This is a genomic window from Streptococcus sp. M143 (genome assembly GCF_000162495.1).
In the GTDB taxonomy this organism is placed as follows: domain Bacteria; phylum Bacillota; class Bacilli; order Lactobacillales; family Streptococcaceae; genus Streptococcus; species Streptococcus dentisani.
In genome coordinates this window covers 109861-135482 of the sequence record NZ_GG730093.1, presented here as the reverse complement: position 1 = coordinate 135482, position 25622 = coordinate 109861, and the positions used below count along the sequence as shown (strand labels likewise).

Sequence of the window (25622 nt, the reverse complement as noted above, 5' to 3'; positions counted from 1 at the left end):
AGCCTCAAGCTGACTCTTTATTCTATGGTATCAAAGGCGAGACTCGGTTTGGCGTTGAGGTCCAAACCTGCGAAGTTTTCTTTGTTCCACTCGCTGACACTAGCATAGGCAATCATACCTGCATTGTCTCCGCAAAGGCGCAGAGGCGGGATGATGACCTTGACATCTGTGATTTCGTCTGCCAATCGTTCTCTGAGACCTTTATTGGCTGCCACGCCACCGGCTACGACTAGGGTTTTAACAGGGTATTTTTCTATGGCTTTCTTGGTTTTGGCCATAAGAATATCCATGACTGCTGCTTGGAAGGACGCTGACAGGTCTTCCTTGGACAAGCTTTCTCCCTTTTGCTCGGCATTGTGGTGAAGATTGATAAAGGCAGACTTCAAACCTGAGAATGAAAACTCTAGATTGTCCTCCTTAATCATGGCACGAGGAAAGTCATAAATATCCTGCCCCTGATGAGCTAGCTCATCAATCTCGCGACCTGCAGGATAGGTCAAGCCCATGACACGGCCAACCTTATCATAGGCCTCACCAACCGCATCGTCTCGTGTCTCCCCAACAATCTTATAATCACCAGCCTCGGAAACATAGACCAACTCCGTGTGCCCACCACTGACCAAGAGAGCTAGCAAGGGAAACTCCAAAGGCTCAACGCTCTGAGCCGCCATGAGGTGACCAGCCATGTGATTCACGGGGATCAGCGGAAGTCCATGTGCCCAAGCAAAGGCCTTAGCAGCTGATAAACCAACTAGTAAGGCTCCAACCAAGCCCGGTCCATAAGTAACGGCAACGGCTGTTACGTCCTCTTCGGTAATTCCTGCTTCTGCTAGAGCCTCCTCGATACAGGCTGTAATGACCTCTACATGGTGACGACTAGCTACTTCTGGCACTACGCCCCCAAAACGTTTGTGACTCTCAATTTGACTAGCAATGACATTGGACAAGAGCTCATCATCGTTTTTCAGTACGGCGACACTGGTCTCATCACAGGATGTCTCAAATGCTAAAATATATCTATCCTTCATCTATTTCTCTCTTCATGATGATGGCGTCCTCGACTGGATCATGATAGTAGGCCTTGCGCTCAGCGATGACCGCCATCTTTTCTTTCTTGTAAAATGCTTGCGCTCGTCCATTTGACTTTCTGACTTCGAGGAAAATCTCCTTATCTGTCGGCAATGTTGCAAACAAGACTGACGCAATTCCCTGACCCTGATAGGCTCCTTTGACAGCAATTTGCAGGACTTCTGCTTCAAAGAGATTCTCCTGCACGGCTAGAAAACCAATCACTTCTGCCCCATCATAAGCCAGAGCATACCATGTCTGGTCTTGGGATAGGTCTGCTTGGATTTGTTTCAGCGTCCAAGGACTGACTGGGTAAACAGCTGCCATGACAGCATAGATGGCTTGAGCTAGTTCAGGCTGTCCTTGAATTCGTTTGATTTCAATCATAAGCGTTTAATGTAAGACTCGCCAGACTCGGTGTGGTTCTTGAGCCAGTTTTCCTCAGCCTCAACTCGTTTGAGGTAATTTGGCACAAAGTCGTGCAAGGAGTCTGCTTTCTTGTCCCAAGCCCACAAAGCTAAATTAGCTGCATTTGGCAAGGTTTCTTGGTAGCTAGCTTGTGGTAGCTGTTCTTGGATCTGCTCCACAAAGGCACCAACTTCTCCGACAAAGGTCACCTGTTCAGCATCCTTGACTTTTTCTAGCACTTCCGCAAAGGATAGGTGTGCTTCTGGCGTGACAGGTTTGGCATTTTCATAAAATCCTGCATAAACATTGTTGCGACGCGCATCCATCAAAGGAACAAACAAGCCTTCTTGTTGGCGTGGCACCAGAGCCAAGAGACTAGACATGCCAACCAACTCAATGTTCAGAGTGTGAGCCAAGGTCTTAGCAGTCGCTACTGCAATTCGCAAACCTGTGTAGCTACCTGGTCCTTCAGCCACCACGATTCGATCCAAATCCTTGGGTGTCAAATCCAGACTGGCCATCAAAAAATCAATGGCAGGCATGAGGGTAATACTGTGATTTTTCTTGATATTAATCGTCGTCTCGGCAAGAACCTGCTTGTCCTCTAAAATGGCTAGAGAAAGAGCCTTGCTGGACGTATCAAAAGCTAATACTTTCATAACACATTCCTATCTTTTTGTCTGTTTACTATTATACTACAAAAGCTGACGCATGGGAATTTTCTTTGTTTTGAAACAAAAGAGCCTGTCACTTAGACAAGCAATTAAGCACAAAAAATTCAAAAAAATTTTACATTTTTCCTATCTTTTCCGAATATATGAGTGAACAAGGAAATTGAAAGGATCTTCGTAAAAAATTTGGATCAGTCATGCTAGATAAAAGGCACATTTTTAGAAGGGTAAATTTTATTCTCTTCATCTCTTACAGTTTGCTCATCATTTTCAATGATTTAAACATAATCGTTACACCCTTACCAGTTGATTCATCTGTTTACATTGTTTTCTTTTTATGTTTCAACTCGATTTTCGATGCGAGAAATCATCATCGTAAACATAAGGATATCACCTGAAAATAGAAAAATCCGCCCCATCTATCAAGACGAGGTGGTTTTTCTGTATATTTAGATGAATAATTGAGCTCAAACATTTAAACCAAAATGAAAAACGAGCCAGACAACATAGGTGACAAGAAGGAGAAAAATTGAATAGAGTGTCACAAAAGCAAGCTTCCAAAGGAATTTTGTTTTGCGGTGTTCTAGATACGTAAAAATAAGATTTCCACCGTATACACAGGCTACAAAGACTATAAACATCAAGAGGCGAACCCCAATCGCAAATTCAAACAAACTAAACATCCTTAATCCTCCTTGTTTTAAAAGCTATAGGGAATATTCCCATCCATAAACTTCCCTTTCTCTTTCCATTATAACACCTAAGCGCTCTCCAACCAAATTCTACCTGTCTTTTTGCTCCTTCTTCCCCTCCCGACTTTCTCTATTTCCGTCTTTTACTAATTTTTCATTTTGTGGTATAATTGAAATAATTGTAACGAATCAAGGTCAATCTAGACACAAAATGGAATGAAATCAAGCAAATCTCTACTAAAAGTTTGGAATAAGCTGACCTGTAAATAGAAAGGAACTATATGATTTACAAAGTTTTTTATCAAGAAACAAAAGAACGTAGCCCACGCCGTGAAACAACACGCGCACTTTACCTAGACATTGATGCCAGCTCAGAACTTGAGGGCCGCATCGCTGCTCGCCAACTTGTCGAAGAAAATCGCCCAGAGTACAATATCGAGTATATCGAACTCTTGTCTGACAAATTGCTAGATTACGAAAAAGAAACTGGCGCTTTCGAGATCACGGAGTTCTAATATGGCCTACACTCTTAAACCTGAAGAAGTCGGCGTTTTTGCCATCGGTGGTCTGGGAGAAATCGGGAAAAACACTTACGGAATTGAATACCAAGACGAAATTATCATCGTCGATGCTGGGATTAAATTCCCAGAAGATGACTTGCTGGGTATCGACTACGTTATCCCTGACTACTCTTACATCGTGGACAATATCGACCGCGTCAAGGCTGTTTTGATTACACACGGACACGAGGACCACATCGGTGGGATTCCTTTCCTGCTCAAGCAAGCAAATGTCCCTATCTACGCTGGACCACTTGCCTTGGCTTTGATCCGTGGAAAACTCGAAGAACACGGTCTCTTGCGCAATGCCAAACTTTACGAAATCAACCACAACACTGAGTTGACCTTTAAAAATCTCAAGGCAACTTTCTTTAGAACTACTCACTCCATTCCAGAGCCTTTGGGGATTGTCATTCATACTCCTCAAGGGAAAATCGTTTGTACGGGTGACTTTAAGTTTGACTTTACTCCAGTTGGAGAGCCTGCAGACTTGCACCGTATGGCTGCCCTTGGTGAAGAAGGTGTGCTCTGTCTCCTCTCTGACTCGACAAATGCGGAAGTGCCAACCTTTACCAACTCTGAAAAAGTCGTTGGCCAGTCCATCATGAAGATCATCCAAGGCATTGAAGGACGTATCATCTTTGCATCCTTTGCCTCAAATATCTTCCGTCTCCAACAAGCAACGGATGCCGCTGTTAAGACTGGACGCAAGATTGCGGTCTTTGGTCGTTCTATGGAAAAAGCCATTGTCAACGGAATCGAACTTGGCTACATCAAAGCTCCTAAGGGAACCTTTATCGAGCCAAATGAAATCAAAGACTACCCTGCAGGCGAGGTTCTTATCCTCTGTACAGGTAGTCAAGGGGAGCCGATGGCAGCCCTCTCTCGTATCGCTAACGGAACCCACCGTCAGGTGCAACTCCAACCCGGCGATACCGTTATCTTCTCTTCTAGCCCAATCCCTGGAAATACTACTAGCGTCAACAAGCTGATTAACATCATCTCAGAAGCTGGTGTCGAAGTCATCCATGGTAAGATCAACAATATCCACACCTCTGGACACGGTGGTCAGCAAGAGCAAAAACTCATGCTCCGCTTGATCAAGCCCAAATACTTCATGCCTGTTCATGGTGAATACCGTATGCAGAAAGTCCATGCTGGACTAGCGGTGGATACCGGTGTCGAGAAGGACAATATCTTTATCATGAGCAATGGTGATGTGCTTGCCCTTACTGCTAATTCTGCTCGTATCGCAGGTCATTTCAATGCTCAAGATATCTATGTCGATGGAAATCGTATCGGTGAAATCGGTGCTGCTGTCCTCAAAGACCGTAGAGATTTATCCGAAGACGGTGTCGTTCTAGCAGTCGCAACTGTTGACTTCAAGTCTAAAATGATCTTGTCTGGTCCAGATATCCTCAGCCGAGGCTTTGTCTACATGAGAGAGTCTGGCGACTTGATTCGCCAAAGCCAGCGCATCCTCTTCAATGCCATTCGTATCGCATTGAAAAATAAGGACGCTAGCGTGCAATCTGTCAATGGCGCCATTGTCAACGCCATTCGTCCTTTCCTCTATGAAAATACGGAACGTGAACCGATTATCATCCCGATGATCCTCACACCAGACGAAGAAGAATAAATCAACAAAACAGCCCCGTCTTCGGAGCTGTTTTTCTCTATGCTTTCTTTTCTTGATTTTTAGAAATACTACGATTTTTACCTTCAAGATACACCATCAAAATTGAAATATCTGCTGGATTTACTCCCGAAATACGGCTGGCTTGGCCGATAGTTTCTGGATTGATAAGTTTGAACTTCTGACGGGCTTCTGTTGCGATAGAATCAATATCATCCCAGTCAATATTGGCTGGAATGCGTTTTTCTTCCATGCGTTTCATCTTGGCAACCTGATCCATGGCTTTGGAAATATAGCCTTCGTACTTGATTTCTGTTTCAATCAATTCGATAATCTTGTCATCCAAGTCCTCAGCAGCTGGCCCGATGAAGGCCACCACATCTTGGTAAGACACTTCTGGACGGCGAAGGAATTCCTTAGCTGTCACGGCATCTGTCAACGGCTTGAAGCCCATCTCCTCAACCTTGGCATTGGTTTCCTTGACTGGCTTAAGTTTGATGCTGTCGAGACGCTTCATCTCATTGTCAAATTGATTTTTCTTGATTTCAAAACGAGCCCAGCGTTCATCATCCACAAGTCCAATCTCACGTCCCATCTCTGTCAAACGCATATCGGCATTGTCATGACGGAGGATGAGACGGTATTCAGCACGACTGGTCAAGAGACGGTAAGGTTCAATGGTTCCCTTGGTCACCAAGTCGTCAATCATCACCCCGATATAGCCATCACTGCGCTTCAAAATCAACTCAGGCTTGCCTTGGATTTTCAGAGCCGCATTGATACCCGCGATAATCCCTTGACCAGCTGCTTCTTCGTAACCTGACGTTCCATTTGTCTGACCAGCAGTGAAGAGTCCTGAGATTTTCTTAGTTTCCAAAGTCGCACGCAATTGATGAGGCAAGACCATGTCGTACTCAATGGCATAACCAGTTCGCATCATTTCAGCATTTTCCAAACCTTTGATGGAATGAACCAAGTCACGTTGGACATCCTCAGGCAGACTGGTTGAAAGACCTTGGACATAGACTTCCTCTGTATTGCGCCCTTCCGGCTCAAGGAAGAGTTGGTGGCGTTCCTTGTCCGCAAAGCGCACAATCTTGTCCTCAATCGATGGACAGTAGCGAGGCCCCACCCCCTTGACCACACCTGTAAACATAGGCGCACGGTGGAGGTTGTTTTGGATAATCTCATGGCTGGTACCGTTGGTATAAGTCAACCAGCATGGCACTTGGTCCTTGACATAATCTTCATCACGTGAAGTGTAGGAGAAGTGATTAGGCGCTTCGTCTCCTGGCTGAATCTCTGTCACATCGTAGTTGATAGAAGAAGCCTTGACACGTGGAGGTGTTCCTGTCTTGAAACGACCGATTTCGAGGCCCAACTCCTTGAGGTTGTCAGCAAGGTTAATCGAAGCCAGACTGTGGTTTGGGCCTGACGAATACTTGAGATCTCCGATGATGATTTCCCCACGGAGTGCAGTCCCTGTAGTCACGATGACAGCCTTGGCAGCATACTCTTGGTGGGTAGCTGTACGCACACCAACAACCCTGCCATCCTCGACCAAAATCTCATCAATCATGGTTTGACGAAGGGTCAGATTCTCTTGATTTTCAACTGTCTTGCGCATCTCCTTAGAGTAAAGCTCCTTGTCAGCCTGCGCACGAAGGGCACGGACAGCTGGCCCCTTCCCTGTGTTGAGCATCTTCATCTGGATGTAAGTCTTGTCAATGGTTTTGGCCATCTCGCCACCGAGGGCATCGACTTCACGCACGACAATCCCCTTGGCAGAACCACCGATAGAAGGGTTACAAGGCATGAAAGCCAGCATTTCAATGTTGATGGTCGCAAGCAAGACCTTACAGCCCATACGGCTGGCTGCTAGAGATGCTTCTACCCCCGCGTGCCCCGCACCGATTACAATAATATCGTATTCTTCCGTAAAATTATAAGTCATTTCTTAACCTTTCAAAAATTTCTCGCAAATAAGGAACTAACTTCTCCTCCTCTAGAGCTTGATCCATAGTAACCCATTTAAAGTGTGTATGCTCTTCAGGATCTAATCTGATAATTGGCTTCTCCCCAACCCACTCTGCTTTATAAACTAAGCGAGTAAAAACCGTATCCTTAGAGGTATCCAGTTGACTATCTTCGTGAAGAAGTTTGAGCGAACTGCTATCTAGCCTAACTCCCGCTTCTTCAATGCATTCTCTAAGAGCACCATCTCGCGGAAGTTCACCCTTTTCAACCCCGCCACCAGGAATATCCCAGTAAGTTGGATAAACGTTGGGTTCTCCTCTTTTAATTTCCGAACGCTGAATGAGCAAATAATCACCACCACTATGAACAAGTACATGGGCAATAAGCTTAACCATCATTTTCTCTCCTATTCCTCAAGATGAATGTGTCTTAGTTGGCCGTCCCAATCTGGTAGAGCTGTTTTTAAAAAGGCTGGAACTAGCTGGATATTCTGGAGCTTATCCAAGTCAATCCACTCACAAGGCTGCGTTTTTTCGTCTTCCTGCATGGTCAATGGAGCTTCTTCAAGCAAATTCACCAGGTAATGAAACTCGATGTTGTGATAGGAAACACCGTCTTGTTCAAAACGATTTTCAACCACGAAAGCTAGCTGCCCAGCTTGAGCTTTGACACCCAGTTCTTCCTTCACTTCACGGACTACCGCTTCTTCCGTGCTTTCATTGACTTGAATCGCACCGCCGATGGTGTAATACTTGCCCTTATCTTTGGTGACTAGGAGTTTGCCATTTTGGAGAATCAAGGCTGTCGCCCGAACACCAAAAACAGTATTTTCCACTTTTGTCCGAAAGTCTTGTTGAGCCATTTTTATCCTTTCCCTTAAACGACACAAAAACAGTCAAAACTCGTAAGGAGTGCAGGGCAAAAAAGCCTGCAACATCCATGAGCTTTGACCATCATTTCTATTGCTTTTATTATTGTAGCAAATTGAGAAAATTTGTCAATCTAAATGTACTGACAAACTTGTCCATCGCGGTAGGCGTTGTCAATCAAGCCACCACCGAGACACTCTTCGCCATCGTAAAAGACAACTGCCTGTCCTGGCGTAATAGCGCGCTGCGGTTCCGCAAAGATGACCTCTGCCTTGTCTCCTTTGACATGGACGGTCACCTTAGAGTCAGGCTGACGATAGCGGAATTTAGCCGTACATTCGAGCGTAAACTCCTCTGGCATCTCACGAGTAAAGTGAACCTGACTGGCTTCTAGACTTGTTGACATGAGCGAATCATGATAGAAACCTTGGCCGACATAGAGGATATTTTGGCTGAGGTCTTTTCCGACAACGAACCAAGGTGCATTATCACCACCGTGTTGCCCACCGATACCAAGACCACCACGCTGGCCAATCGTATAGTACATAAGGCCTGCATGCTCACCCATATCACGTCCATCCATGGTCATCATGCGACCTGGCTGGGCTGGCAGATAGTTGCTGAGAAATTCTTTAAAGTTCTTTTCTCCGATAAAGCAAATTCCTGTCGAGTCTTTCTTTTTAGCAGTGGCAAGTCCTGCTTCTTCTGCTAGTTTTCGTACCTCAGGCTTTTCCAGATGTCCCAAGGGGAACATGGTTTTTTGGAGTTGTTCTTGCGAAAGCTGGCTGAGGAAATAGGTCTGGTCCTTGCCAGTGTCCACGCCACGAAGCATGTGAACGATGCCATCCTCATCACGCGCTACACGGGCATAGTGCCCAGTCGCTACATAGTCTGCCCCCAAGGTCATAGCATAGTCCAAAAAGGCCTTAAACTTGATTTCCTTGTTGCACATAACGTCTGGATTTGGCGTGCGTCCCGCACGGTATTCCGCTAGGAAATACTCAAAAACGCGGTCCCAGTACTCTTTTTCAAAATTGACAGAGTAGTAGGGAATACCGATCTGGTCTGCCACCGCAGCCACATCCTTGTAATCTTCGGTCGCCGTACAGACGCCGTTTTCATCTGTGTCGTCCCAGTTCTTCATGAAGATACCAATCACATCGTAGCCCTGCTCCTTGAGAAGAAGAGCCGTCACCGACGAATCAACACCACCACTCATCCCCACAACAACACGTGTTTTAGAGTTATCACTCATGGTAAGTCTCCCATCTATTCGTTTATTCATACCCTCAAAATTCTATTTACTATGACTTTCAATAGAATTTCTTCGAGTATAGTCTTTTCGTTTGCTTTTAGGAGTAAAATGGTCTGGGAGACCATTTTAGCCTATCATCTTAAAATGAAAATATGATAGGCAACGAGTCGCAGGCATAACTTGAGTTCGCTCAATCAGTCTGGAAGACTGATTGAGGTTATAAATCAGACAAGCTCAGCTTGCATCTCATTGCGAGTTAACGACGTAATAAAAGATAAACGAAATGACTAGTTCACGATTGAAGGTCGTGTGTGCTTCAACGATTGAAGGTCGCTTGAGCAGTATTCATTATAACACGCTTGGTTGGAGAAGACAAGAAAGAGGCTGATAAATCATCTCAACCTCTCTTTCTTCCTTTGCAAACGAATCAATTTTCCCCTTTAAGTTCTTTCTTCGCTTGTTCTATCTGGTATTTCACTTGCTCAAAGCCGGTTCCTCCTAAGGAATTCCGTCTCTGAACAGCGGTTTCTGGACGCAAGTAGATATAAATATCCTCTTCAATCAAGGGATGGTAGGTTTGCAACTCCTCCAAATCCCAATCTTGAATATTTTTACCATGCTTGATTGAGTCTAAAACCAATTTCCCTACTATTTCATGCGCTTCTCTAAAGGGAAGACCTTTTTCTGCCAAATAATCTGCCAGTTCGGTCGCATTCGAAAAATCATTCTCTGTGGATTGCTGCATTTTGGCCTCATTAACCTGCATGCTCGATAGCATACCTGCCAACACATCCAGAGAATTCAAAATCGTTTCTACTGTATCAAACATGCCTTCCTTGTCCTCTTGCAAATCCTTATTATAGGCCAGAGGCAAAGACTTCATGACGGTCAATAGTCCAAGCAAGTTCCCGTAAACCCGTCCTGTCTTCCCTCGAATCAATTCGGCCATATCAGGATTTTTCTTCTGGGGCATGATAGACGAACCCGTTGAAAAGCTATCAGACAAGCTAATGTACTGATACTCAAAACTGCACCAATTGATGATTTCCTCACAAAAACGGCTCATATGCATCATCAAAATGCTGGCATTTGACAGGAATTCTAAGATAAAATCACGGTCACTAACGGCATCCAAGGAATTGGTATAGGGCTGTTGGAAGCCCAATAAATCACTCGATAATTGACGATTGATTGGAAAAGTTGTCCCTGCCAAGGCAGCCGCACCTAGTGGAGATAGGTCCGTATGTTTCAAGTTAAATGCAAAGCGCTCGCTATCCCTTTGGAACATATTGTAATAAGCCATGAGATGGTGGGCAAAGCTAATCGGTTGGGCGTGCTGCAAATGGGTATAGCCTGGCATGATGGTTTCCACATGTTTTTCAGCCAAATCCAGCAAAACACTGTTCAGATTCGCCAACTTATCCAAGACATGGCCAAGCTGCTCCTTTAGATATAAGTGCATATCCGTTGCGACTTGGTCATTCCGAGAACGAGCCGTGTGTAGTTTCCCAGCCAGAGGACCGATTTTCTCTGTCAGCAACACTTCCATATTCATATGAATATCTTCATTTGCAATATCAAAATGAAGCTCCCCTGCCTCTAAATCTCGCAACAAAGCTTTCAGACCATCTTGGATCTGCTCTGCCTCTTCCAAGCTCAAAATGCCAGTCTGTCCTAGCATTTGAACATGAGCTAGGGAACCCATCAAATCAAATTTTGCCAGCTGGTGGTCAAAGGAAATACTCGCACCGAACTGCTCTACCCAATCTTCCACAGTGCCTTCAAATCGACCACCCCATAATTTTGTATTTTTCGACATATCCTGTCGTCCCTTTCTATCGCGTCACTACTCAACATTTTTCTGAACTTCTGAATAAACCTTAGTCGGAAGCCCCCAAAGCTTGATAAATCCAACAGCCGCATCTTGGTCAAAGGTATCCGCACTGGTATAAGTCGCCAAATTTTCATCGTAAAGAGAATTTGGTGATTTCCGAGCCACTACCTGAGCATTCCCCTTATAGAGTTTAACTTTTGCAGTTCCATTGACAACTTTCTGTGTCTCCTTGACATAGGCAATCAAAGCCCGAGTTGCTGGGCTAAACCATAAGGCATTATAGATGAGATTGGACAACTCATTTTCGATAATAGGTTTGAAATGAGCCACTTCTCTCACAAGAGTCAAGTCTTCAATCTCCTTATGAGCTGCCAATAAAGTCACAGCGCCTGGGCACTCATAAATCTCTCTTGACTTAATACCGACTAGGCGATTTTCCACATGGTCAATACGACCGACACCGTGTTTGCCCGCAATTTCATTTAGCTTTTGAATCAAATCCGCTACTTTCATCTTCTCACCATTGAGGGAGATGGGCACCCCGCAGCTAAACTCAATGTCAATAAATTCTGGACTGTCTGGTGCCTCTTCTGGAGAAGATGTGATTCCAAATGCTTCTTCTGGTGCTTGGTTCCAAGGGTTTTCCAGAACACCACATTCATTTGCACGTCCCCAAAGATTTTGATCGACAGAGTAAGGATTGTCAAAGTCAGCTGGAACTGGGACGCCATTTTCTTTGGCATATTGGATTTCTTCTTCACGAGACCATTTCCACTCACGAACAGGCGCAACTACCTTTAGATTGGGATCCAAAGCTGCGATAGAGACTTCAAACCGAACTTGGTCGTTTCCCTTACCTGTACAACCATGGGCAATTGTGGTTGCCCCCGTCTGATGAGCTATTTCAACGAGTTTTTTTGAAATAAGAGGGCGACTCAGAGCAGATACCAAGGGATACTTCTGTTCATAGTAAGCATGAGCCTGAAGGGCCACTAAAACATAGTCATTTGCAAATTCTTCCTTAACATCAATGACATAAGACTCTACAGCCCCAACCTTGAGAGCTTTATCGTGGATGAACTCCAAATCTTTTCCTTCACCCACATCCATACAAACAGCGATCACATCATAGTCTTTTTTTAACCATGTAATAGCAACTGATGTATCCAATCCACCTGAATAGGCTAAAATGACTTTTTCCTTACTCATTTCTCTTCCTTCTTTCTATTTTTCGATAGAGGCTTTAAAAGCATCGTCAATCAATTTGTCCAACTCCCCAGAATCCTTCAACTTCTGGATGGTTTTGTCAACCGCTTCTTTCAATTCCTTACTATCTTTTTTCATCGCAACAGCGTAGGAATCTTCTTTGTCATTGTCAAAATCAAACTCAGCGATGGCTAGGTCTGGATTATTCTCTACAAATCCTTTCGCCACTGGTTCCTCAAAGATAACCGCATCCAGTTGCCCTGATTTCAAATCTGTTATCAAATTTCCATTTTTAGGAAGTGAAACGAGAGAAGAATCCTGCAAGGTTTCTTTAGCCAGAGTTTCCTGGATAGAACCTTTCTGCGCTCCAACCTTTTTCTGAGCCAAATCCTGGACTGATTGGTAATTCGTTAATTCAGATTTTCTTACGATAACCTTATTTTTCGAAGTGTAGTAGGGAATTGAAAAATCGTAAACTTGACTTCTCTCTTCCGTTTTAGAAACACCTGATATGGCAAGATCGGCCTTACCTGAATCAAGACTAGCTAGTACATTGTCAAAACTCATTGGAGAGAACTCCACTTCTACACCTAGTTCTTTTGCGATGGCTTTGGCTAGCTCAACGTCTGAACCTACAATCTGATTTTTCCCATCGACCAATTTCTGGTATTCAAATGGAGCAAACTCTGGATTTAGGGCCACCACCAATTTTCCTTTAGCCTTAATGGCTTCAACACCTTGGGATTGAGTGTTACTACAAGCAAATAATAAGGGAAACATAAGCAAACCAAACATCGTCATCAACACCTTCTTCACTTTATTCATAGAAGAGCCTCCTTTAATTTTTATACTTTATTATTGTATAAATAATACTCTTCTCGTTCTCGTTTGTCAAGGAAAAACTGTATTTTATTTCATTAAAATTAAGAAAAAGCTTATTATATGATATATTTTTACACATAATAAGCTTATTTATACTATTTAATTTTTTTAAAAATACAATTGTCCAATTACAAGTAAGATGAAGAGAGCAACGAACTCTCCACATTCTCTTTCACAATTCAATGACTCGATGGCACTGTTGAGCTACATAGGCATCGTGGGTAACGATAATGACCGTTTTACCTTCCTTGTTCATATCTAAGAGAAAGTTCAAAACCAAATCTCGATTTTCAGGATCTAGAGAACCGGTTGGTTCATCTGCTAAAAGGAGCTGGCTGGGTTTTAAAATGGCTCTAGCAACTGCGATTCGCTGCTGTTCTCCTCCAGATAACTCTGAAACCTTTTGATGTAGAATTAATGGCAACCCCACTCTCTCTAAAATTTCTTCTATCTTTTTGACTTTGTCCTTCTTGGATAATTTTACATACTTTAGAGCGAGCATGAGATTATACTCTACCGTTTCATTATCAATCAGAGCAAAGTTTTGAAACAGATAGGAGATATGTTCGCGGATAATCGCTTGCGACTTAACAGAATTGACAGGTACATTTTGCTGACCGAAAATTTCATAATGTCCACTGTAATCGCCATCTATCAAACCCAAGAGATTTAACAAGGTTGACTTGCCACTGCCACTTTTTCCAACAATGGCAACTAAATCTCCTTGGTTAATTTTTAGAGATAAGTTCTCCAAAATAACTTTTTTCCCAATGGTTTTCGTAACATTTTCCAACTTTATCATAAGTGATCCCCTTTCAATAACTGCACTACATTTCGTTTTTCCATCTTAGAACCCAAGAAAAGCACAAACAGGATATCTAAGCCTGTAAATCCTGCAAAAAGTAGGAGAGGGAAAAGTGCCTGTGTAAAGAATAGCAAAATCATAAAAGGAAGGTTATAAACAGCTAATAGAAGACCCAGCAAGGAGCGATACCGATCTATCAATTTCCAGCCCATAAACTTCTTGGTGATAATGTCTGTTCGCTTCAATAAGAAAGTTGTTACTAATAAGAAGTAGGAAATCATCATACTAAGAAGACCAACCAAAGCAAAGAGTATATTGAAATTCCGAACAGCATCTCGATAAGAATCTACTTTATCTTGTTGAATGACTTGAATAGATGAAAATTTTAAATAATTCCCATCTGATAATTTCTCAACTAACGCTGTTACCTCTTTTTGATGTTGAGCCGTATTTTCGATTTTAATCGGGTTATTTAAACCTGTTGTAGACAGGGAGGCTTTTTCATCCCACATCATATCGGAATCATTGACCAAGCTAATAATTGGATTGTAGAGATTTTCCTTTCGCTTTTCGTTATAGGGGAAGAATGACCAATCACCCTCATAGTAAGCAATCTCGATATCCATCTCCTCTATCGTTCGTTTTTGCTGCTCTTCATACTTCATCGAAAGATAGGCAATTAATTTCCCCAAGAGCTGATTCTTATCTTCTTCACCTTTCGTACTTGCTGGCATCAAAATAACTTTTTTAGTGCCGGTATCGGGTAACTTGAATCCCTTGCTCTTTAGAAAATTGCGATTAGCATAGTAAACATCCACCGTATCTGTTAACTGATATTGCTGAATCTGTTCTAATTTGACAAAATTTTTTACAGGAAGACTGCTACTTTGCACATAGCCCGCCTGCGTTTTTTCTACCAAATCCTGATAAAATCGATAGAAATAATCCACTGCTTGCCCTGAGCCTGCCAACTGCTCTTGCCACAGGTTATCATTGAGTTGGAAAGTTTCCAAGGTCAGATAATTTCCTTGACTGATCCACTGTTTCTGGTAATCCAACTCTTTGTTTTCTTGCTCCAAACTTTTTCCTACCCCAACTAGCAAGACTGTCAGTAAAATGGTAGTTCCAATTTTCATCAAATAATTAAAGAGTAAACCAAATTTAAAAGATGAAAAACTTTTCAGCAGAGAGCTGATTGTCATTTTTTGGATCAAGAGATAGGTCAACCAACTGATAAAGAGATAAAGCTGCAAAAGCAAAAAATGAGACAACCACAGCATAGGGAACAAATCTTTCGGCTTATAATCAAGCAAGAAAAACACCCCTAGATTAATCACAAGCGCCCCACCTAGGAGGAGGTAGAGGTTGCCTTTCACAACATCAGCTAAAACAGCCCGATCTTGAAAACCAAGTAATTTTTGTACCCCAACTCTTTTCATCTCCATCATTGGCTGATACACTGTTACTAAGACAAGAAGCAAAATAGCCAAGACAAAAATAATAGCAGATAAGAGCAAATCTCGATTTAAGACTTCCACTGCACTTTTGTAGGTTGGCTCTAGCAAGGTAGTCTGGTCAGTCTTGAAAAAATCACTCCACTTCTGTAAAATCTGATCTCTATCCATCTCTTGAGCCGAACTAATCGTGTAGCGACCATTTAAACTACGAGATGTATCCTTGATGTAGGCTTGAAAAGTCATAAGCTGAATAGGCTTGGCTTTTAGAAAGGTCGGAATCGTACCAAGTTTATTGGAAATTTCTTTATTACTGTAGACTCCTTCACCATCTGTGGTAAAACCAAGGGAAGAAATCCCAAACTCTTGGTAGGGGAAGGTATCTTTATCAAAAACACCAGACTTGATTACCTCATCACCACTGTCTGTTTTGATGATGGATACTTTGTATTCCTTTGATACATACTCAAAAAATCGAAGAACAGATTCTGCAGGTTCATTGACATCTTTCAAGTATACATCCAAAGAACTCGCTGTCTTTCCCATTTCCTGAATCCGAACTACTTCTCGTGTATAGTTTACATTAAAAACAAAGAAAGTGGTACACAGAAGCAGTAGTAACATACAGAAATTACTGATTTTTTTCATAAAGATACCTCCAATAAAGTTCTCCCTCTCCTAATAGGAGAGGGAAAATTTCACTTAAAATCCATAGAAATATTCTAATCCTGTTGGCGGAATTTTAGTAAGGGAAGCTTGTGCCCAAACCCTAGGACCCTGACGATCCTTAGAGATTCTACCTCCATGTCGGACAGTTGCTGTATGAGAGCGAGTAGAATGTAAATAATCAGAATATCCAAAAGTTCCTGTCCAACCTACTCCATAGTTCCATTGACCACCATCTACCCATACTGCTAAAGCATTTGTCGTAGCAAGCAGACCACATGCCATTACGGTTGCGACACCAATTTTTACTAATTTTTTCATGATATTTTCCTCACATCTTATATCTTGAACTGTTTCACAGAAACAGATGAATTGGTTCATTTGTAAACATTGAAGTCCATTGGACTCACCTTCCTTTCGTTTTACTTAATCAAAATTTTATAAGAGCCATCCCCAAGGGAAGAAAATAACCATCCATAACATAAATAACAACAGACGATATACTTTTTTATACATTTGATACCCCCTTAGTACTTCATCATCTTGATTATAAAATACAATATACCTTGTCGTAAAATTTGTTAACCTTTTTCACAAATTTATTTTAGATTTCTTTTTTACTTTTTATATTACTATGATACAATATTTTTAATCAGTTTCAATTTATTGTTAACTTTTTTCACAAATAAGGAGGGAATCATGCGCTACGATTTTGGAAATGTTTATAAAGAAATCCGTGAGTCAAAAGGATTGACTCAAGAAGAGGTCTGTGGGGGTGTTCTCTCAAGAACCAGCCTATCAAAAATAGAAAGTGGCAAGACAACTCCAAAATATGAGAATATGGAATTTCTTCTCCAGCAAATTAATATGAGTTTTGAAGAGTTTGAATATATTTGCCATCTCTACCACCCAAGTGAACGATCAACTATCATGCAGACTTTTCTAAAAATGGCTTCTATTAGTGGTACGAGCGACTTAAGTAAATTACTCAAAAAATGCCAACATTATCTAAAAACACATCATGATTTTCCCATCCAGCAGTTGCAAGATATGCTCGAAATCGTTATCTACATCCGTGAAAATGGGATAGAAAAATTGTCAAGTAAGGTTGACAACATTGTAAACAGATTATGGGATAAGATTGAGAAACAAGATACTTGGTATGAGAGTGACCTCAAAGTCCTTAATACCATTCTCTTTGCTTTTCCTATGGAGTATATTCATCAGATTACCGAAAAAATTCTCGAACGACTAGAGGTTTATAAACACTATAGTCCTGTCTTTCAGCTTCGTATGATGTTGCTTCTGAATCTCTCAACCCTTTATCTTTACAATGGTGATAAGTTGCTTTGCAAACAGCTTTGCTACACTCTCTTAGAGGAGGCAAAAGCAAGCAAACAGTACGATACACTTGCGTTTTCCTATATTCGTATCGGCATTTGTGCTAATGATGCTCAGTTGATACAGAATGGACTCTCCTTAGCTAAACTAGTAGAAGATGAACACTTACTAACAGAGCTAGAGCGAGAAGTTAACATCTTTGTAAACAAAAAAGAGCCCTAAAGGACTCTTGTATTCTTAATACCAACCGTTGTTAAGCCAGAAGTTCTTAGCAGCTGTCCATGAACCGTAACGTCCTGCAACGTAGGCATCTGCTACACGTTCTTGGTTTTCAGCTGAGTAGTCACCGTTCAAGTATGAATCTGTCAATTGGTAACGTCCGATGTAACGTCCGTTTGTAGCAGTGTAGCTACCACCTGATTCTTTTTGAGCGATCCATTCTTTGGCTTCTGCTTCAGAACCACTTACAGTAGAAGCTGCTGCAGTGTTGCTTTCTGCTGCTGGAGTTGCAGGTGCAGCTGGGGCTTCATAAGTTGTTGTTGCTGCTGGAGCTTCTTCAACTGTTTCTGTAGCTACTGGAGCTGTTTCTTCCGTTGTTGCTGCTGGAGCTGCAGTAGAAGCTGTTCCTTCAATAACCAAAACTTGGTCAACATAGATAAGATGAATATCTTTGATGTTGTTTTTTGCCGCCAATTTTTCAACAGTAGTGTTGTACTTCTCAGCGATTTCTGAAAGAGTATCACCTGATTTAACAGTGTAAGTTACAGTTTCTTGTGCAGAGGCAAGGGCTGGTACAAAGAAAGCAAGCAAAGCTGCTACTCCTGCGATAGTTGTTTTGATTTTTTTAGTTGTTAATGTCATATCTAAAAATTCTCCTTCTATTGAATATATCTATGATACCTTTTAAATGTTACCGTTGTTTAACGGTTATATGTAGAAATATTACAAAAATGTTTTATATTTACCGTTTTACGGAGGTTTTTGTCACAAAAGACCTTGTTTTATACTATCTTTAATCATTTTGAGGTTTTGATAAGGGAAATAAGCGCGGAGGTTCATTCTTTGATATAATAGATATAAGAATCTTTGTAAGGGGAAACAGATGCAATCACTTCGTTTTCAATCTGTCTTTGATATTATCGGGCCTGTCATGATTGGCCCATCAAGTAGCCATACAGCTGGTGCCGTTCGTATCGGAAAAATCGTCTCCTCCATCTTTGGCGATATGCCAACAGAGGTAGAATTCCAATTATTTAACTCATTTGCCAAGACCTACCGTGGTCATGGAACGGATCTTGCTCTCGTCGCTGGTATTTTAGGTATGGATACGGATGATCCCGACATCCCAAACAGTCTCGAGATTGCCCATAAACGGGGCATCAAGATTGTCTGGACCATTCAGAAAGACAGCAATGCTCCTCACCCTAACACCACTAAAATCACTGTAAAGAATGACCATAAGTCCATTAGTGTGACAGGGATTTCCATCGGTGGGGGAAATATCCAAGTTACGGAACTCAATGGTTTTGCCGTCTCTCTCAACATGAATACCCCGACCATCATCATCGTGCATCAGGATATTCCGGGGATGATTGCTCATGTTACAGAAGCCCTCTCTCGTTTTGATATCAACATCGCCCAGATGAATGTGACTCGGGAAAAAGCTGGAGAAAAAGCCATCATGATTATCGAAGTCGATAGTCGAAGTTGTGAAGAGGCGATTGAAGAAATCCGAAAAATCCCTCATCTTCATAATGTCAATTTCTTTAAGTAGGAGGAAACATGTTTTATTCTATCAAAGAATTGGTCGAGCAGGCGGATCTAGACTTCCAAGGAAATGTCGCAGAACTCATGATTGCAACAGAACATGAACTGACCGGCCGGGAACGTGCAGAAGTGCTCCTCCTCATGGAGCGCAATCTAGAGGTCATGAAAGCCTCTGTCGAGCTCAGCCTCAGTGAAAACAAATCCCGCAGTGGGCTAACGGGTGGCGATGCAGCCAAGCTAGATCGCCATCTCAAAAGTGGCAAGGCCTTGTCTGACTTTACCATCCTATCAGCTGCCCGAAATGCCATCGCGGTCAACGAACACAACGCTAAAATGGGCTTGGTCTGCGCCACTCCAACCGCAGGAAGTGCTGGCTGTCTGCCTGCCGTTCTTACTGCAGCTATTCAAAAACTTGACCTTAGCCACGAAGAACAGCTGGATTTCCTCTTTGCTGCGGGTGCCTTTGGATTGGTTATCGCAAACAACGCTTCTATTTCAGGTGCTGAAGGTGGCTGCCAGGCCGAAGTTGGCTCTGCCTCTGCCATGAGTGCCGCAGCCTTGACCTTGGCTGCAGGTGGAACGCCCTATCAAGCTAGCCAAGCCATCGCTTTTGTCATTAAAAATATGCTAGGTCTCATCTGTGACCCCGTCGCTGGTTTGGTCGAGGTTCCCTGTGTCAAGCGCAATGCCATGGGAGCCAGCTTTGCCTTTATCGCGGCTGATATGGCCTTGGCAGGTATCGAGTCTAAGATCCCTGTTGACGAAGTCATCGATGCCATGTACCAAGTCGGATCCAGCCTCCCAACTGCCTTCCGAGAAACGGCTGAAGGTGGACTCGCTGCCACCCCTACTGGCCGTCGCCTACAAAAAGAAATCTTCGGAGAATAACCTTATCTAATAGGAGAAACTATGTCATCAATCTCAGCCATCTTTTTCGATCTAGACGGAACCCTCGTTGACAGTTCCATCGGGATCCACAATTCCTTTACTCATACCTTTGAACAACTGGGAGTTCCGACTCCTGATGCTAAAACAATTCGTGGTTTCATGGGTCCACCGCTTGAAACTAGTTTTGCAACTTGTCTCCCAAAGGAGCAAATCTCGGAAGCTGTTCAAACCTACCGTTCTTACTACAAGAAAAAAGGGATCCACGAAGCGCAACTCTTCCCCCGAATGACGGAATTGCTTCAAGAACTCTCGCAAAACTATCCTCTCTATATCACCACAACAAAGAATACTCCTACTGCTCATGATATGACTAAAAATCTGGGAATCCATCATTTCTTTGACGGCATTTACGGTTCTAGTCCAGAAACACCACACAAGGCGGATGTTATCCGTTACGCCTTGCAAACGCATCAACTCATTGCAGACCAAGTCCTCATCATCGGGGATACCAAGTTTGATATGATTGGAGCCCAAGAAACTGGCATTAAAAAGTTTGCTGTCACTTGGGGATTTGGAGAAGAGGCTGATTTGCTCAGCTATCAACCCGACTGGATTGCCCATACAATCGATGATATCATCAGTCAGCTATAACAAGCTAATAACTTCAAACTACAGAGTAAAAAGACCAAGGTTCTGTCTATACAAAACCTTGGTCTTTGATTTATGTTTAATTGTATGAGTCACTCTTACTCAATATGAGTTGTTTCATTTGCAAAGGAAATGATCGCTTCTTTAAGCTCATCTCCACTGAGTGAACGGAACTCCTCAATTTTCTGATTGATGGCTTCTAGTGGCATGACATTTACCTTACCAACGAAAATCTTGTCCATGACTTGGTTATCAACCAATTCGGTCGAAACCAAGAGTTCCTCATAGAGTTTTTCACCCGGACGAATACCGACCTCAACGATTGGAATTTCACTTTCCGTGTGCCCGCTTAAAAGCACCATTTTCTTAGCCAAATCATAGATCTTGACTGGTTTGCCCATATCGAGGATAAAGACTTCTCCGTCCTTGGCATAAGCGCCAGCATGGATTACTAGACGGCTAGCCTCTGGAATAGTCATGAAGTAACGTGTCATGCGGAAGTCTGTCACCGTTACAGGGCCACCTTCAGCAATCTGACGTTCAAAGACAGGAATCACGCTACCACGGCTACCGAGAACATTCCCAAAACGGACTGCACAGTAGGTTGATTTGCTACGTTGGTTAAAGCCAGTAACAATCAATTCTGCCACGCGCTTGGTTGCGCCCATAACATTCGGTGGATTGACCGCCTTGTCAGTCGAAATCATGACCATCTTAGGTACTTTGGCTGCATCAACAGCCTTGGCAACATTATAGGTTCCTAGGATATTGTTCTTGAAGGCTTCTTTTGGATTGCGTTCCATCATCGGAACGTGTTTGTGAGCGGCAGCATGATAAACGATGGCTGGTTTGTACTGTTCAAACACTTGTAGAAGACGGTCATAGTCCTGAATATCTGCAATAACAGGAACATAATCAATCCCTTGGAATGTACGGATCAATTCATGATAAACGAGGTAGATGGAGTTTTCACCATGCCCAAGCAAAATCACGCGTTCAGGATTGAAGCGACTGACCTGACGACAAATCTCCGAACCAATCGAACCACCTGCTCCTGTCACCAAGATGGTCTTGCCTGTAAGCTCTGCACCAAGACGGGATTCGTCGAGACGGATTTCCTGACGCCCCAAAAGGTCTGTGATGTCAATCTTCTGGAAACCGCTACCTGGTTGGTGAAGTCCCTGAACAACTGTTTCAACCTTGGGCATCTTGTAACATTTGATACCGAGTTTATTACACATCTGCAGGATACGTTCGTACTCTGACGGATCAAGCGAAGGGATGGCTACGATGACGCGCTCGATTTGGTGGCGTTTGGCCAATTCAGGCAGATTATCATAAGAACCCAAAACGGAAATTCCACCTAGTTTTTGTCCCTTTTTCTTCTCATCATTATCTAAAATTCCCACTAACTCAAGGTCACTAGTTGGGTGTTGGTAGCTGTTCATAAAGAGGGCCCCACCATCACCAGCACCAATCAAGAAGGTACGGCGGTGTTCGCCCTCCCCACTACCCTGCTTGCGCTTAGAATAAATCAGCTGCCAAGTGATACGAGGGAGTAAGATGAGGAAGGTACTCAATAAGATAAAGAGTATGATGAACCGGATAGAAAATAGAGGAAGAAAGGCGTAGCAAAGTCCGTAAGAGACAATGCTACTGACGGTTACGCCAAAAAAGATTTTTAAGAAATCTGTGATTTTACTATAGCGACTAATACTCGCATTGAGCCCCCAAAATCCAATCATGATTTGATAGAAAAGGAAAGCCAAACCAGTATAGATAACATAGTCTACAGGTGCTGGGTTAATCAAGCCATAAAAGAGAATGTAAGACACGATGATGGAAACCACCATACTAATAATATCAAATACACCCCAGAACACCTGCTTTTGCTGTTTATTTAAAATTTCAACCAGATCAATTACATAATCTGTTAGTTTTTTATTCATAGGAATTTACTCTTTCTTAAAAGAATTTAAATATATTGTTATTATAACATTTTTTGGCTATTTTATCTTTTACAATACTATTTATTTTTTCTTAATAATTTTACAAAAATAAACTGACGTACAAAGCCTGGACAAAGTGCAACAATGGCCTGAATGGCTACACTTTTAGCATATTCCATGTAAGAAATTTGCCCTCGCTCAAGCATCCGTTGGCGAGCTTGACGATAGAGTTTAAGGTAACGCAAGCCACCTCGACGCTCAAACATCCCTGCACCGACACGAACCTTACACAAGATTTGAGCTAGGTTCCCAGTCTTGGCACCTGCAGCAATCATATTGAGCCAAAGGAGGTCATCCTCCATGTAAAGGCCATCTTCGTAGTTGCCCGCCTTGAGGACCATGTCCTTTTTAAACATGACTGTCATATGGTTAAAAGCGCTTCTCATTCTCTGATAAGCCACAATGTCTGCGTGCTGAGTAGGAACACGACGGTAAGAAACAATCTCGTCAGGATTGTCAATGAACTCTGCGATATGCCCGCCTAAGAGGTCCAGATTTTCCTGCTCCATTAGTTGGACTTGCTTTTCAAAGCGGTCAGCTACCGCTATATCATCTGTATCCATGCGAGCGATGATATCATACTGACACTGTAAAACACCGTATCGAAGAGCCAAACCTAAACCTTGATTTTGCTCTAAGGGGCAACGCTTAACTGGAATCTCTGACTGCGCTTCCACTTCATCTAGCACTTGATAGAGTTCGGGCGTGAGCGGCCCGTCCTCAACAAGAACAAGCTCACTTGGTTCCAAGGTCTGGTTTTGAATACTCTTGATAGCATCTCTTAAAAACGTCGGATTTTCCTTTACATAGACCGACATCAAGACGCTGATTTTTTGCTTTTCAGACACAGTTTTTCTCCAATTTATAGATTTCCTTCCACTATTTTATCACAAAATTTCCTAGTTTCCTATTTTTATATCAAATCAAGGAAAATTCTAGTAAAGAAATCCGTCCCCTTTCACTCTATTTTCAGTTAAATCGTTCTAACTTTCTTAGCAGTCCTCTCCTTGACATTGTAAGAAAAAAACCTTAAAATAAGCTGTTATTAAAATCATCCTATCGAGGTTTTTATGAAAAAACAATCACTCTTTTTTGTTCTAGGAATTGTCTTAATCGGGACTGTTTTACGCTCTCCTTTTACTGCTCTTCCAACCATTTTAGGGGATATTGCTCAGGGACTAGGAGTTGAGGTCAGCTCTCTTGGGATTTTAACCAGTCTCCCTCTCTTGATGTTTGCTCTTTTCTCTGCTTTTGCGAGTCGCTTGGCACAAAAAATCGGGTTGGAACATCTCTTCACCTACTGTCTCCTTCTCTTAACTGTTGGCTCTGTCATTCGGATTTTCAATCTTCCCCTTCTCTATCTAGGAACTCTGATCATCGGAGCAAGCATTGCGATCTTCAATGTACTCCTCCCAAGTATGATCCAGGCAAATCAGCCTCAAAAGATTAGTTTCCTAACAACTCTCTATGTCACTGCCATGGGAATTTCGACAGCTATCGCTTCTTATCTTTCGGTCCCTATCACCCAAGCTAGTTCTTGGAAGGGCCTCATCCTCGTTCTCAGTTTTCTCTGTCTGGTCACTCTGCTAGTCTGGTTGCCAAATCATCGCCACAACCACCACCTAGAAAGCCAAAAAGAAAAGCAAGTCAAAGAGAATATTCTAAAAAGTAAAGATGTCTGGGCTATCATTATCTTTGGCGGGCTTCAGTCCTTGCTCTTTTATACAAGTATGACTTGGTTGCCAACTATGGCTGTTAGTGCTGGTATTTCTAATAGTGATGCGGCTCTTCTGGCTTCTATCTTCTCGCTGATCAGCATTCCTTTTTCCATGACTGTCCCAAGTCTAACGACTCGTCTGTCAGATGGTCATCGTCGAATCATGCTGGCAATTATCTCTATCGCTGGTATGACAGGAATTGCCATGCTCTCGTATCCAACCAATAATTTCCTCTACTGGTTAGTCGCCCATCTCTTAATTGGAACGGCCTGTAGCGCCCTCTTCCCCTACCTCATGGTTTGCTTTTCTCTTAAAACCAGTTCGCCTGAAAAGACAGCCCAGCTGTCAGGACTAGCGCAAACAGGGGGCTACATCTTAGCAGCTTTTGGTCCTACCTTGTTTGGTTACAGTTTTGACCTTTTCCAATCTTGGATCCCAGCCGTCCTTGCTCTTCTTACTGTTGACATCATCATGACCGTCTCGCTCTTTATGGTGGATCGGGCTGATAAGATACTTTAATTTTTCTAAAATACTTCTCAGATATAAACAATGCAAAGCTAGACTCTGTCTGGCTTTTTTGATACTTATATCAACAAAAAGCATCATCCATCTGTTAGCAGAAAGATGGCATTTTTGATATAATAAGATGTATAGAAACTAATTGTCATAGGAAAAATAAATTGGTTTATAAGATAGCTACTATTTTAAGTGAGGTGCACAGGATGGATGAACTGAAATACAATTTGGATCAAAGTTTAGCAGAGTTAGATAAGCTCGTTGGCTTATCAGCCAAGGAGACAGATAAGACTGCCTGTGAAACTCTAGCAGAAAAAGCAAGAATAATTTATGAACAATATCCTGAATCAGAAGACATTGCGTTGCGGTATGCCAGGATTTTGTTCGATTTGTCAACCAAGCAAACTGAGTTAAAGGAGATCGAGGCTACTGTCGAAAAATTAGAGAAATTGCAGCAACAATTCCAGGATTCGCCTGATATAGCTTTGCCGTATGCCATGATTTTGGTTAATTTATCAACCGAGCAAACTGAGTTGAAGGAGCGGAAGGCTACTGCTGAAAAATTAGAGAAATTACTGCAACAATTCCAGGATTCGCCTGATATAGCTTTACGTTATGCCAGGATTTTGTTCAATTTGTCAACCAAGCAAACTGAGTTGAAAGAACTAGAGACTACTGCTGAAAAATTAGAGAAATTACAGCAACAATTCCAGGATTCGCCTGATATAGCTTTGCAGTATGCCATGATTTTT

24 protein-coding genes and 1 pseudogene are annotated in these 25622 nt (G+C 42.5%); 8 read left to right on the top strand and 17 right to left on the bottom strand.

All coding sequences use genetic code 11. The features are described 5' to 3' along the window. Positions 1–17 precede the first annotated feature (17 nt). The 4 genes from tsaD to HMPREF0850_RS04850 form a co-directional block, all read right to left on the bottom strand. Complete coding sequence (gene tsaD / locus HMPREF0850_RS04865) at positions 18–1028, bottom strand: tRNA (adenosine(37)-N6)-threonylcarbamoyltransferase complex transferase subunit TsaD (protein WP_000655038.1); 1011 nt, start codon at positions 1026–1028, stop codon at positions 18–20. Then, positions 1018–1455: a ribosomal protein S18-alanine N-acetyltransferase gene (gene rimI / locus HMPREF0850_RS04860; protein ID WP_000569806.1), complete on the bottom strand. Its 438-nt coding sequence runs from the start codon at positions 1453–1455 to the stop codon at positions 1018–1020. The genes tsaD and rimI overlap by 11 nt, the downstream gene beginning before the upstream one ends. Next, positions 1452–2135: a tRNA (adenosine(37)-N6)-threonylcarbamoyltransferase complex dimerization subunit type 1 TsaB gene (gene tsaB / locus HMPREF0850_RS04855; RefSeq protein ID WP_000865684.1), complete on the bottom strand. Its 684-nt coding sequence runs from the start codon at positions 2133–2135 to the stop codon at positions 1452–1454. The genes rimI and tsaB overlap by 4 nt, the downstream gene beginning before the upstream one ends. Before the next feature lie 479 nt (positions 2136–2614). After that, on the bottom strand, positions 2615–2830 hold the full coding sequence (locus HMPREF0850_RS04850; protein ID WP_000492020.1) for a hypothetical protein: 216 nt from the start codon (positions 2828–2830) through the stop codon (positions 2615–2617). 290 nt (positions 2831–3120) lie between these two features. On the opposite strand from HMPREF0850_RS04850, the gene HMPREF0850_RS04845 reads away from it, so the two are divergent. Continuing rightward, positions 3121–3354 (top strand): DNA-dependent RNA polymerase subunit epsilon, encoded by a 234-nt coding sequence (locus HMPREF0850_RS04845; protein ID WP_000639572.1) that lies wholly within the window; start codon positions 3121–3123, stop codon positions 3352–3354. A 1-nt stretch (position 3355) separates the two neighbouring features. Then, positions 3356–5038 carry a ribonuclease J1 gene (rnjA, locus tag HMPREF0850_RS04840; RefSeq protein ID WP_000331971.1) on the top strand — a complete coding sequence of 561 codons (1683 nt, stop codon included), beginning with the start codon at positions 3356–3358 and terminating at the stop codon, positions 5036–5038. Positions 5039–5075: 37 nt separating this feature from the next. Here the strand turns inward: rnjA and mnmG are convergent, their stop codons facing one another. From mnmG to HMPREF0850_RS04790, 10 genes are all read right to left on the bottom strand, one after another. Beyond that, entirely contained in the window at positions 5076–6989 is a 1914-nt protein-coding gene (gene mnmG / locus HMPREF0850_RS04835; RefSeq protein WP_000221919.1) for a tRNA uridine-5-carboxymethylaminomethyl(34) synthesis enzyme MnmG, read from the bottom strand. Beyond that, the gene (locus tag HMPREF0850_RS04830) at positions 6979–7410 is read right to left on the bottom strand and encodes an NUDIX hydrolase (RefSeq protein ID WP_000989471.1); all 432 of its coding nucleotides are present in this window, start codon (positions 7408–7410) and stop codon (positions 6979–6981) included. The genes mnmG and HMPREF0850_RS04830 overlap by 11 nt, the downstream gene beginning before the upstream one ends. An 8-nt stretch (positions 7411–7418) precedes the next feature. Continuing rightward, positions 7419–7874, bottom strand: a complete 456-nt coding sequence (locus HMPREF0850_RS04825; RefSeq protein ID WP_000068549.1) for an NUDIX hydrolase — start codon at positions 7872–7874, stop codon at positions 7419–7421. Positions 7875–8014: 140 nt separating this feature from the next. Continuing rightward, positions 8015–9136, bottom strand: a complete 1122-nt coding sequence (gene mnmA, locus HMPREF0850_RS04820) for a tRNA 2-thiouridine(34) synthase MnmA (protein WP_001282949.1) — start codon at positions 9134–9136, stop codon at positions 8015–8017. A gap of 427 nt (positions 9137–9563) precedes the next feature. Next, entirely contained in the window at positions 9564–10955 is a 1392-nt protein-coding gene (gene argH / locus HMPREF0850_RS04815; protein WP_000042242.1) for an argininosuccinate lyase, read from the bottom strand. Positions 10956–10982: 27 nt separating this feature from the next. Next, positions 10983–12179, bottom strand: coding sequence for an argininosuccinate synthase (locus HMPREF0850_RS04810; RefSeq protein WP_000031900.1), 1197 nt, complete (start codon positions 12177–12179; stop codon positions 10983–10985). Between the two features lie 15 nt (positions 12180–12194). Then, entirely contained in the window at positions 12195–13001 is an 807-nt protein-coding gene (locus tag HMPREF0850_RS04805) for an ABC transporter substrate-binding protein (RefSeq protein WP_001045255.1), read from the bottom strand. A 229-nt stretch (positions 13002–13230) separates the two neighbouring features. Further along, entirely contained in the window at positions 13231–13860 is a 630-nt protein-coding gene (locus HMPREF0850_RS04800; RefSeq protein ID WP_000593112.1) for an ABC transporter ATP-binding protein, read from the bottom strand. Next, a complete protein-coding gene (locus tag HMPREF0850_RS04795; protein WP_000724253.1) occupies positions 13857–15965 on the bottom strand; it encodes a bacteriocin-associated integral membrane family protein in 2109 nt (702 codons plus the stop codon). The genes HMPREF0850_RS04800 and HMPREF0850_RS04795 overlap by 4 nt, the downstream gene beginning before the upstream one ends. A gap of 54 nt (positions 15966–16019) precedes the next feature. Continuing rightward, a complete protein-coding gene (locus HMPREF0850_RS04790; protein WP_000737526.1) occupies positions 16020–16304 on the bottom strand; it encodes a lactococcin 972 family bacteriocin in 285 nt (94 codons plus the stop codon). Positions 16305–16682: 378 nt separating this feature from the next. Between HMPREF0850_RS04790 and HMPREF0850_RS04785 the strand changes: the two genes are divergently transcribed. Continuing rightward, complete coding sequence (locus HMPREF0850_RS04785; RefSeq protein WP_001268190.1) at positions 16683–17546, top strand: helix-turn-helix domain-containing protein; 864 nt, start codon at positions 16683–16685, stop codon at positions 17544–17546. A 15-nt stretch (positions 17547–17561) separates the two neighbouring features. On the opposite strand, the gene HMPREF0850_RS04780 is transcribed toward HMPREF0850_RS04785, so the two are convergent. Next, complete coding sequence (locus tag HMPREF0850_RS04780; protein WP_000176935.1) at positions 17562–18185, bottom strand: LysM peptidoglycan-binding domain-containing protein; 624 nt, start codon at positions 18183–18185, stop codon at positions 17562–17564. 241 nt (positions 18186–18426) lie between these two features. On the opposite strand from HMPREF0850_RS04780, the gene sdaAB reads away from it, so the two are divergent. From sdaAB to HMPREF0850_RS04765, 3 genes are read left to right on the top strand one after another with little or no spacing between them, the layout of a single operon-like run. Further along, positions 18427–19098, top strand: coding sequence for an L-serine ammonia-lyase, iron-sulfur-dependent subunit beta (gene sdaAB, locus HMPREF0850_RS04775; RefSeq protein WP_001191182.1), 672 nt, complete (start codon positions 18427–18429; stop codon positions 19096–19098). An 8-nt stretch (positions 19099–19106) separates the two neighbouring features. Continuing rightward, on the top strand, positions 19107–19979 hold the full coding sequence (gene sdaAA / locus HMPREF0850_RS04770; protein WP_000500023.1) for an L-serine ammonia-lyase, iron-sulfur-dependent, subunit alpha: 873 nt from the start codon (positions 19107–19109) through the stop codon (positions 19977–19979). 21 nt (positions 19980–20000) lie between these two features. Beyond that, positions 20001–20630, top strand: coding sequence for an HAD-IA family hydrolase (locus HMPREF0850_RS04765; RefSeq protein ID WP_000095110.1), 630 nt, complete (start codon positions 20001–20003; stop codon positions 20628–20630). A 95-nt stretch (positions 20631–20725) separates the two neighbouring features. Here HMPREF0850_RS04765 and HMPREF0850_RS04760 read toward each other — a convergent pair whose 3' ends face one another. Both HMPREF0850_RS04760 and HMPREF0850_RS04755 read right to left on the bottom strand, forming a co-directional pair. Then, complete coding sequence (locus tag HMPREF0850_RS04760) at positions 20726–22576, bottom strand: nucleoside-diphosphate sugar epimerase/dehydratase (protein ID WP_001035730.1); 1851 nt, start codon at positions 22574–22576, stop codon at positions 20726–20728. A 77-nt stretch (positions 22577–22653) separates the two neighbouring features. Next, a complete protein-coding gene (locus HMPREF0850_RS04755) occupies positions 22654–23484 on the bottom strand; it encodes a glycosyltransferase (protein WP_001291464.1) in 831 nt (276 codons plus the stop codon). A 222-nt stretch (positions 23485–23706) separates the two neighbouring features. On the opposite strand from HMPREF0850_RS04755, the gene HMPREF0850_RS04750 reads away from it, so the two are divergent. Further along, entirely contained in the window at positions 23707–24873 is a 1167-nt protein-coding gene (locus HMPREF0850_RS04750; RefSeq protein WP_000744863.1) for a CynX/NimT family MFS transporter, read from the top strand. 203 nt (positions 24874–25076) lie between these two features. Next, positions 25077–25622 (top strand): annotated as a pseudogene (locus tag HMPREF0850_RS13010) (hypothetical protein); the annotation flags it as partial.